Annotated in this window: 10 protein-coding genes; 4 read left to right on the forward strand and 6 right to left on the reverse strand. The window is 53.4% G+C overall.

Translation table 11 applies throughout. From position 1 onward, the window contains the following. Window positions 1-110: 110 nt before the first annotated feature. The 4 genes from ENTHG_RS19070 to ENTHG_RS19085 form a co-directional block, all read right to left on the reverse strand. A complete protein-coding gene (locus ENTHG_RS19070) occupies window positions 111-1,274 on the reverse strand; it encodes a metallo-dependent hydrolase (protein ID WP_044183487.1) in 1,164 nt (387 codons plus the stop codon). A 16-nt stretch (window positions 1,275-1,290) separates the two neighbouring features. Continuing rightward, on the reverse strand, window positions 1,291-2,685 hold the full coding sequence (locus ENTHG_RS19075) for a DASS family sodium-coupled anion symporter (protein WP_044183488.1): 1,395 nt from the start codon (window positions 2,683-2,685) through the stop codon (window positions 1,291-1,293). A gap of 69 nt (window positions 2,686-2,754) precedes the next feature. Further along, on the reverse strand, window positions 2,755-3,453 hold the full coding sequence (locus ENTHG_RS19080; RefSeq protein ID WP_044183489.1) for an RraA family protein: 699 nt from the start codon (window positions 3,451-3,453) through the stop codon (window positions 2,755-2,757). A gap of 10 nt (window positions 3,454-3,463) precedes the next feature. Further along, a complete protein-coding gene (locus ENTHG_RS19085; RefSeq protein WP_044183491.1) occupies window positions 3,464-4,417 on the reverse strand; it encodes a hydroxyacid dehydrogenase in 954 nt (317 codons plus the stop codon). A gap of 344 nt (window positions 4,418-4,761) precedes the next feature. On the opposite strand from ENTHG_RS19085, the gene ENTHG_RS26465 reads away from it, so the two are divergent. After that, window positions 4,762-5,046, forward strand: a complete 285-nt coding sequence (locus ENTHG_RS26465; RefSeq protein WP_425325308.1) for a LysR family transcriptional regulator — start codon at window positions 4,762-4,764, stop codon at window positions 5,044-5,046. Window positions 5,047-5,214: 168 nt separating this feature from the next. Beyond that, entirely contained in the window at window positions 5,215-6,180 is a 966-nt protein-coding gene (locus ENTHG_RS19090) for an AEC family transporter (RefSeq protein ID WP_044183493.1), read from the forward strand. 56 nt (window positions 6,181-6,236) lie between these two features. Here ENTHG_RS19090 and ENTHG_RS19095 read toward each other — a convergent pair whose 3' ends face one another. Continuing rightward, window positions 6,237-7,094, reverse strand: a complete 858-nt coding sequence (locus ENTHG_RS19095; protein ID WP_044183497.1) for a LysR family transcriptional regulator — start codon at window positions 7,092-7,094, stop codon at window positions 6,237-6,239. Between the two features lie 95 nt (window positions 7,095-7,189). Here ENTHG_RS19095 and ENTHG_RS19100 point away from each other — a divergent pair, with 95 nt between their 5' ends. Then, entirely contained in the window at window positions 7,190-7,699 is a 510-nt protein-coding gene (locus ENTHG_RS19100; protein WP_161624533.1) for a phenolic acid decarboxylase, read from the forward strand. Between the two features lie 4 nt (window positions 7,700-7,703). Here the strand turns inward: ENTHG_RS19100 and ENTHG_RS19105 are convergent, their stop codons facing one another. Continuing rightward, window positions 7,704-8,753 (reverse strand): AI-2E family transporter, encoded by a 1,050-nt coding sequence (locus ENTHG_RS19105; RefSeq protein ID WP_044183500.1) that lies wholly within the window; start codon window positions 8,751-8,753, stop codon window positions 7,704-7,706. 143 nt (window positions 8,754-8,896) lie between these two features. Between ENTHG_RS19105 and ENTHG_RS19110 the strand changes: the two genes are divergently transcribed. Next, window positions 8,897-10,133 (forward strand): MFS transporter (locus tag ENTHG_RS19110; protein ID WP_071825909.1); only part of this gene is annotated, 1,237 nt, incomplete at its 3' end.

Here is a 10,133-nt window from a genome sequence, read left to right on the forward strand (position 1 = left end):
GCTCCATCATAGCTTTTACCCCTGATGCGCAACCAGAATCAGGGTGACAAAACAAAAAAGCCTGCGCATTTGCGGTGCGCAGGCAAAGCCTAATGGAACAGCCTTCTCTCTTAAAAGCGTTGGCGGCGATAGACAATTTGCCCGTTACTGATGGTGGCGCAGTTATCAATGTAACGATCGCCTTTCAGCTGCTCGCCTTTCGTATCTTCAAACACAATCTCCTCGTTACGCAGTTTGACAATGGCGATATCGGCAAACGCGCCCGGTGCGAGCGTGCCGATCTGCCCCTGCATTTTCATCAACCGTGCGGGAGTAGCGGTCACGGCCCGAACCACATCGAAGAACGACATTCCCATGTTCAGATACTTCGACATAACAAACAGCAGACTGAATACTTTGTTGGTGCGCAGGCTGTTGCGCAGCGTCATGTCTGTACTGATGATGTCCGGGTTGAAGCCTTGCTCCATCGCATTACGAGCGACCCTGAAATCAAAATGCGCCACACCGTTGGAGCAGTCGAAGACCACGCCGCGCGCTTTGGCCGCTTTGATGGCCGGGAAGACCTCGCCGCTTGCCGACAAAATCGCATTACCGGTGCCGTGGAAGCAGTGCGCATAAATATCATTGGCCTGGAAGTGGCGAATCAGCTCATCGGCAGGCAGGCGGGAATCTGTCACATGTACGCAAAGTGAGGTATCCAGTTCTCTTGCCAGTTCCACCGTGGCGTAGAAAGGATCGCTGCTAAAATTGCGCCCGGATGCAATGTCCTGGCTATAACGCAGCTTCAGACCGAGAATATTGTCGCGATTCTCCTCCAGCGTCTGCCGAATTTTTTCTACGTTAAAGTTAGCCGGGTTGGTATTTTCCAGATACCCCGTTGGCCCGCCACCCAGGGTAGAAAGCCCTACATTCACCACATTCAGATAGCTTTTAATCCGTGTCTGGGCAGGATTAATAACGCTGTTGCGGAATAATGAGTAGTTCACCCAGCCGCTACTTCCGGCGTCCACCACGCTGGTGACACCATTGGGTAGACAGAGAATATCCGGGTTAACGCTTATCGCTGTACCGCCATGAAAAACATGGCCATGAAAATCAATCAAGCCCGGCAGAACAATGCAGCCTGCCGCATCAATGGTGGTTTCGGCTTCCCAACTATCAACAGCCTCTAAATCCACAATGCGGTTGCCAATAATTCCGATGTTCTGGTTCTGGTACGTTGCGCCGTCCAGATCCGCCAACAGGCCATTTTTAATCAGAATATCCAGTTTCATAACAGTCTCTCCTTGATCAAATACCGATCATTTTCCAGTAAGGTATACCGATCAGGAAATAGACCAGCACATTGATAAGTACCATGATGGTGCCGAGCAGCCAGAACGTTTTTTGTGGAACATAGCCGCTGGAGAAGGTGAACACGCCTGCGCCGTTGCCATAGTGAGTCAGCAGTGCACCATAGCCCGCAGAGAAGGCCAACGACAGGGCGACATACATCGGGTCCGCTTGTGTCGTCATGCCGAGCGTAAAGAGCACCGGGTAGAACGACACCACAAAGGCGCTGTTTGAGACAAAAAAGTACCGTACTGCGAGGCTAATAAACACCAGTACGCCGATGGCGCTGATTTCATTCAGTTGTGACAGGTCGAGATAGTTTTTAATCACGCCCACCAGGTAAACGTAAAAGCCGCCTTTTGAAAGCGCCACTGCGCAGCCATAAAATGCCCCGTACCAGACGAACGTCTGCCAGGCTGACTTCTCACTTACCACATCGTTCCAGCTCAAAACTTTAAATAACAACAGGCAAGCGAGGAAGGCGAGGCCAACCGGAATAAATTTAATGCCGGTAAGGGAGCCCGTCATCCAGCCGAGTATTCCCAGCACAAAGAAAACGATCAGTAACTTCTCTTCGCGTTTCACCGGGCCGAGTTCCTGCAACCCTTTGGTGGCGATTTCGTTGACGTTAGCAATGGTTTTCAGCTCAGGCGCATACAGCTTATAGAGAATCCAGGGGGCGGCTAATAACACCAGGCCTGCGGGCACAATCGCCGCTTTGAACCACACCATCCACTCAAGATTGACGTGCATAATCTCGTTAGCGAGCGATACGGTAATGGAGTTAGTGGCCATCCCGGTCAGAAACAGGCTGGACGTCCCCATCGATACGACATACATCAGGATGGTCAAATACGCGCCGATTTTCCGGCTACCCTCATCTGGCTTCGAACCCAATGCTTCGGCGATATTGCGAAAGATAGGGTAGGTAATCCCTCCAGAGCGCGACATATTCGAGCCGGTTGCTGGCGCCAGAACAGTGTCTGTCACCATCATCAAATAGCCGAGCGTCAGGGTATTTTTACCGTAGCGTTGGAGCAGCAGGTACGCGATACGTTTGCCAAGACCTGTAATAACAAAGGCCTTACAAATGATAAAGGCGCTGATGATAAACCACACCATCGGGCTGCCGAATCCGGCGAATAATGGGCCGGGTTCAATGACCAACGCAGCGAAGCCGAGGATAATGAGCATAATGACGGCATCGGTAAACGGGCGCAGTACCAGCCCGCACAACATCGCCAGATAAATACCAACCATATGCCAGGTTTGCGCGGAAACACCTTGCGGGTGAGGAAGGACCCAGAACAGGATTGGGAAAAATATGATGGGTAAGAGTTTTAAATAAAACATATTACATTACCTGTATTTGGTAGCCGCGCATTCGAAATCCCGTGCGCGGCTTTTCCTTATTTGAACGAATTAGCGGTAGACGTCGTCGATAACCTCAACGCCTTTTTCATCTAACGTTTTTCTTACCCAAGCGCGGTTAGCCGTGCCGTTCTTCGCGGCTTCAACTTTACCCGCGTCAAATTTGGAATAGGCCGTGGCTTTTTCGAGCAGGGCGGCAGCATCGTTCAGTGGAACAACAATCACGCCATCGGCATCACCCACAATCAGGTCGCCTGGGCAGACGGCCACGCCGCCGACAGCGATAGGCGTGTTAACCTCGCCCGGACCTTCTTTAAACGGGCCTGCCGGGTTGGAGCCGGTAGCGAAGATGGGGAAGTCGAGTACTGAGAGCGCATCGATATCGCGGATTGGGCCATCAAGCACAATGCCAGCGATTTTTTTGCTGCAGTGGGCGTAAGCCACCATGATTTCGCCCATCAGCGCACGGGAACGATCGCCTTCGTTAGAGACAACGATAACGTCGTTTTCTGTTGCCATATCCAGCGCGGCATGGAGCATCAAGTTGTCGCCCGCCCGTGCTTTTACGGTAATGGCATAGCCTGCCATGATGGGTTTTTTCGGTGACGAGATACGCTTAATGCCATTGCCGAGTACTGCTATACGATTCATGGTGTCGGCAATATTTGCCGCAGGCAGTTGTTCATACTGTTTCAGTAATTCCACGTCAAAAGCCGGGCGTTGGGTAAAAATACGATTTCCAATGGACATGTTCTGCTCCTCAAAAACCCGGCACCGGCCAGGATGGTTTTTTACCGGATAACACTTCGTCGATACCGATGGCGGAATGCAGAGAGGCGCGGTCGGTGGCCTCTTTGGTGGCGGCTCCAATGTGTGGGCCAATCACGATATTGCTGAGAGCAAAAAGGGGATCATTAGGATCGAACGGCTCTGTTTTCAGTACATCAATGCCTGCACCGGCAATAACATTTGTGGAGAGAGCGTGATAGAGCGCTTTTTCATCAACCAATTTGCCGCGAGCGGTGTTGATGAAGTAAGCGGTAGGTTTCATTAGGGCGAACTGTTTTTCGCCAACGAAATCAAGCGTTTCTTTGCTGGATGGACAGTGCAGAGAGACGAAATCGCTCTCTTTAAAAATACGGTCAAAATCGTCCGTACGTTCTACGCCTTCCGGCATCTGAGCTTGCGTTTTGTAAGGATCATACGCGATAACTTTCATATTGAAGCCGTGCAGCGCTTTGATGGCCACACGCGATCCGATATTCCCTACGCCCACCAGCCCCAGGGTTTTACCATCCAGCTCAACTTTCGGCGTGCGCAGTTTTGCCCAGTAATAATCTTCGAGCATTTTTTCTTCGACCAGCTTGAAGTTACGTGAGCAATGCAGCATGTAGAAAATCGCTAATTCAGCGACAGACATACTGTTGGCTATCGGCGCGTTTAATACGGTAACGCCATGACGTTTTGCCGACTCTAAATCTACGGTGTCATAGCCCGCGCCGTGGCGAGCAACGACTTTTAACTTTTTCGCTGCTTCAAATACACGGTCGGACATTTTAGACAGGCGGACAATAATACCGTCGCAGTCGGGAATATCACGAATGATGTCCTCTTCTTCCATACCTGAACCATCAATAAGTTCATAGCCACGACTTTCCAGATATTCCCTTCCTTCCTTCATGATTTCCTGGGGAAGTAAAATTTTGTATGTCATCTAACTGTCTCCTTGGTTGTTTGAGGCAGGTAATTGCAGATGACGTGCCAGAAATTATTTTTATAGGATCGATATTTTATAAGTTTTTGATATATATTGATTTTTATTTATTGTTTGTTTTTTGTTAACAATCCAGTGGGTGATCGATTTCACAGAAATAAGTTGGCTGTAGTTAATTTTTTCAAAATGAAATGCAGCTATTTCATTTTAATTTTATGAAATGTGTAATGGTCACAATAAAAGGGGGGTGGATGTGTTAATGATATTTTCGCAGTGTTGTTGTTGGGTGGTTATAGATGCAATAGTAATTTTTTAGGTGTTTAATTAAAATGACTATAGATTTAATGAATACTTTTCTGGTCGCCGTGCGGACCGGAAGTCTCCCTGCTACGGCTGGTTTCCTGAATGTTAGCCAAACATGTATTTCGTCACGCTTACAGACCCTTGAGAATAATATTGGATTTACGCTTATTCAGCGGGGTAGGCATATTCGTTCGGTGGTGTTGACGGAGAAGGGAAGGCGTTTTTTCGCGTTGTCGTCTAAGATCATGGCGCTATTATATGAAATCGACGATATCAGAATGCCGTTACCGCGCCAGGACTCGCATAACTCAAGTGACAAAACCTGAAACTGGCCAGGATGCCGAACGCGGAGCGCTTCCGCTTCCTGCCAGACCTCCTGTGGAATTTATCGGACAGATGCCCCAAACAGAATAAGGGACGCTACGTTACAAAACCCTTATACTGCCGAAAAAGAAAAATATAGGGTCTCTTTCCAAAATGCAGGCAGGTTAAGTATGGATACGACGAGTTTTTTGGGGCAGCTCACGCAGCAAATGATTTTGTCCGCCCCTTTATTTTCATTGATTGCTTTAGGGTATTGTCTGGGACGCTTTGCGGGCTGGCCGGAGTCGGCCAGCAGCGTCTTTAACCGCTTTTGCTTTACCGTGGCGTTGCCCTGCATGCTGTTTAAAGTGATGAGCAAGTTCTGGCAAAGCCCGCCGGTGGATGTCCGTCTGCTCATTGCCTACTTTGGCAGTTGCCTGGTTATCTATGTCGTCGGGCGCGTGGTGGCGAAGAGTCTCTTTCGGCTGGACGCTATCTCCGGATCGGTTTTTGGCCTTGGCGGCATCTTCTCTAATAACGTCATGCTCGGCACCCCCTTTGCGGTGATTCTTCTTGGTCAGCAAAGCCTCCCTTCGGTGGCGCTGGTGCTGGTATTCAACAGCCTGATCCTCTGGACGCTGGTGACCGTCTCGGTTGAATGGGCGCAGAGCGGCAGCTTCTCTGTGAAGGGCATTGGCAAGACGCTGCTCAATGTGCTGCGTAATCCGCTGATCATCGGCATTTTCACCGGCTTTGCCTGGAGCATGACCGGCCACCCGCTACCGAAGTTTGTCGATGGCCCGGTCAGTATGCTGGGGCAGATTGCCGCCCCCTTAACGCTGGTGACGCTGGGGATGAGCCTGTCGCACTATAAAATTCGTCAGGGGCTGCGTGAGAGCGCGGCCATCTGCCTGATGAAGCTGGTGCTGATGCCGGGGCTCATCTGGGCGGCAGCCTTAATGCTGGGGCTCCCGCAGCTGGAAAGCCAGGTGGTTGTGCTGCTGGGGTCGATGGCGGTGGGGGTGAATGTCTATATGATGGCGCAGAAATTTAAGGTGCTACAGGGGGCGACGGCGACCAGTATGCTGATTTCCACCATCCTGTCGACGGTCACCACCCCGGTGCTGATGATTTTGATGAGCCGGTTCTACGCCTGATATTTCAGGCGGTTGGTTTACCGGATAAGGCGCATGTGCGCCGCATCCGGGGCCGTTTAGTTTTCTTTCAGGAGCTGTAACAGCGCCTCTACCTGCTCATCCAGCGGCTGCAAATCTTTTTTCACGATGACGTGCAGCGGCGTGGCGCGGCGGCTTCCGTGGCGCAGCGGCAGAATTTTCAGCGCGCCGTTTGCCAGCAGCGGCGCGATGCGCTCTTCCGGCAGCCAGCCGTAGCCCAACTGGTGCTGAACGGCTTCTATGGCGGCATCAATCGTCGAAAAGGTCCAGGATTCGCCGCGCTCCTCCTGGCGGTTATCCCGTTCGGCAATACGAATGAGCGGCCAGGCGGCAAGCTGCTCGTCATCCATGCTTACTGTCGCGCACAGGGGGTGATCCCGGTGGGCTACAGCAACGAAATCAATATTCATCAGCCATTCGCCACGTCCGGTCATATCCTGGCGGCGGGTCAATACCAGCACATCGGCTTCGGCCCACGCGGGGTGATCCGTCGAGGCGCTTTCCAGCACTTCGGTAAGGTGCACCTGCGTTTGCGGGTAGCGCTGCTGAAACTGGCGCAGGATAGCGAACAGCCGGGCGCGGGGAAAAATGGTATCTACCACCAGATCCAGCCGCGTGCGCTGGCCGTTTCGCAGCGTGGCGGCGCGGGTTTCAACATATTCAAACGCTTTAAGCAGCGGCCTGACCTGGCCGAGCAGCAGTTCGCCTGCGGGAGTCAGTACCGCGCGGCGGCCTTCCGGCTCCAGCAGCGCCACGCCCAGCCGTTCCTGTAACAGCGCCAGGTTGTAGCTCACCGATGACTGGCTACGGTGGGTGCTTGCCGCCGCTTTGGCGAAGCTGCCCAGTTCAACGACTTTCTGCAGCAGCGTCCATTGTTCAAGGGTGGTTTTGTGCATAACTCATCTAAAAAATGGATTAATTTGATTAAAATATAGCGTTATTTATCCATTTTTTAAAGGTGTACTATCCTCTCATCAAACAGAGGAGAAAGATTATGAGCAACTTTGATAAACACGATCTGAGCGGCTTCGTCGGCAAACATCTGGTTTATACCTACGATAATGGCTGGAACTACGAGATTTATGTGAAAAACGCCACCACCCTGGATTACCGTATCCACAGCGGGATCGTCGGCAACCGCTGGGTGAAAAACCAGCATGCCTACATTGTGCGGGTGGGTGAGAGTATCTATAAAATTTCCTGGACCGAGCCGACCGGTACGGATGTCAGCCTGATCGTTAACCTGGGCGACCGGCTGTTCCACGGCACGATCTTCTTCCCGCGCTGGGTCATCAATAACCCGGAAAAAACGGTCTGCTTCCAGAACGACCACATTCCGCTGATGGAATCTTATCGTGACGCGGGCCCGGCTTACCCCACCGAAGTGATTGATGAGTTCGCCACGATTACCTTTGTACGCGATTGCGGCGCAGACAACGATGACGTTATCGCCTGCGCCGCCAGTGAACTGCCTGCGGATTTCCCGAATAATCTGCGGTAAATCGCTAGCCAGGCAGGCGGCTTTTCGGCCTGCCTGGGCCAAGCATAATGGCGAGCTTGCTGCCGCCTTTGGTGGTTTCCATCCAGATTTTGCACACGCTGGTAAGCGGCACGGAGAGCAGCATACCCACCGGGCCTAACAGCCAGCCCCAGACCAGCAACGAGAGGAATACCACCAGCGTCGACATACCGAGCCGGTGGCCCATCATTCGCGGCTCCAGGATGTTGCCGATGACCATATGCACCACCAGGAAGAGCGCGCCCACCAGCAGACATTCGTAAACGCTGTTAAACAGCAGCGCCTGAATCATCGGCGGAATGGCGGAGATCACCGAGCCGATATTGGGCACATAGTTGAGTAAGAACGCCAGCACCCCCCACATCAGGGCAAACTGAATACCCATCAGCGTCAGCCCGGCCCAGATAATGACCCCGGTCCATAAGCTCAGCAAGGTTTTAAGCGCCAGATAGTGCGATACGCCCTTAAGCGCCCGGTGCAGCCCGGCGATGTGAATTTGCGGGTTGTTAAGAGCAAAGCGCATTTTGTAAGGCACGTGGCGCACTTCAAACAGCATAAACACTACGGTCATCACCAGCAGCACAATACTCGCCATGGCGTTGGAGAGCTGCGTCATTAAGGTGGTGGCGAAGGTCATTACCCGTTCCGAGTCCATTCGTTGAATCATGCGCTCGGGAGAGACATGCAAATGCAGGAAGGGCATCATCTCCTGCAATTGCAGGAACTTGCGCGTGAACTCGCGGTTATATTTCGGCAGCATGGTCAGAAATTCATTCATGGAGGCTGCCAGCACCGCAAACAGCGCGGTTAAAACAATAAGCATGACTATCACCACGATGGTGATAGCGACAGGGCGTTTAAACCGTCGGCGCACAAACCAGGTGACCAGCGGGTTAAGCACAATGGCGAAAAAGAGCGCCAGTAACAGTTGCACAATAATATCTGCTGCCGCATGGATACCGGCCAGAATAACGACCAGGCACGCCAGTTTAAGCAGGATGTGTAAACCCGCGCGATCGGGTTGAGGTTGGGTCATGAGCGATTCCTTGATATACGCCGCTCCTTAATTGTAGTGCCTGGCGGGCGCTTCGCCTGAGTCCGATATTCTGAATCTGCTGCTGATTTTCTACGCATGACGTGGTAATAGTGAAACACTGTTGTGAATATCTGGTGATCTCCATGCCCGAACAAGCCGCCGAACCGGCGCTAAGCGGATTGCGTCTCAATCTGCGGATTCTGTCCGTCGTTATTTTTAACTTTGCTAGCTACCTCACGATTGGTCTGCCGCTGGCGGTGCTGCCGGGCTACGTGCACGACGTGCTCGGTTTCAGCGCCTTCTGGGCCGGGCTGGCTATCAGTCTGCAATACTTCGCCACGCTGGTGAGCCGCCCCCATGCGGGCCGCTACGCTGACCTGCTGGGGCCGAAAAAAGTGGTGGTGTTTGGCCTGTGCGGCGCGCTGATCTGCGGCCTCTGCTACTGGCTGGCGGCCTGGCAGAGCGCATCGCCGGTGGTGAGCCTGGTGCTGTTGTGTATCGGGCGGGTGATTCTGGGGGTAGGGCAAAGCTTTGCCGGAACGGGCTCTATGCTCTGGGGGGTGGGCGTTGTCGGCTCCATTCATATCGCGCGGGTGATCTCATGGAATGGCATCGCCACCTACGGCGCGATGGCCCTCGGCGCGCCGCTGGGCGTGCTCTGCTATCGCTATGGCGGCCTGGAAGGGCTGGCCTGGGTGGTGATGGCGGTGGCGCTGCTGGCTGTTGTCTGCGCGCTGCCGCGCGCGGCGGTGAAGGGGAGCAAAGGCAAGCCGCTGCCGTTTCGCGCCGTGCTGGGGCGCGTCTGGCAGTATGGGATGGCGCTGGCGCTCGGCTCCGCCGGGTTTGGCGTTATCGCCACCTTTATTACGCTTTTTTATGATGCCAAAGGCTGGGACGGCGCGGCCTTCGCCCTGACGCTGTTCAGTATTGCTTTCGTTGGATCCCGGCTTGTCTTTCCCAACGGCATTAACCGGCTTGGGGGGCTTAACGTGGCGCTTATCAGTTTTGCCGTAGAGGCGATTGGGCTGGTGATGGTGGGCGTGGCCGACGCGCCGCTGCTGGCGAAAGTGGGCGTTTTCCTCACCGGTGCGGGGTTTTCGCTGGTCTTCCCGGCGCTTGGCGTCGTGGCGGTGAAAGCGGTGCCGCAGCACAATCAGGGCGCGGCGCTGGCGACCTATACGGTCTTTATGGATCTGTCGCTGGGGATAACCGGGCCGGTGGCGGGGCTGTTGATGGCGTGGTCAGGGGTGTCGATGATCTACCTGCTGACGGCGTTGCTGGTGGTCGTGGCGCTATTGCTGACGTGGTGGCTAAAAAAACGGCCTCCCGTGGAGGCCGTTGAGGTTATTGACAAACCCGGGAGTGATGAAAGAGCGGCAT

Source organism: Phytobacter massiliensis JC163 (assembly GCF_000321045.1).
Classification (GTDB): domain Bacteria; phylum Pseudomonadota; class Gammaproteobacteria; order Enterobacterales; family Enterobacteriaceae; genus Phytobacter_A; species Phytobacter_A massiliensis.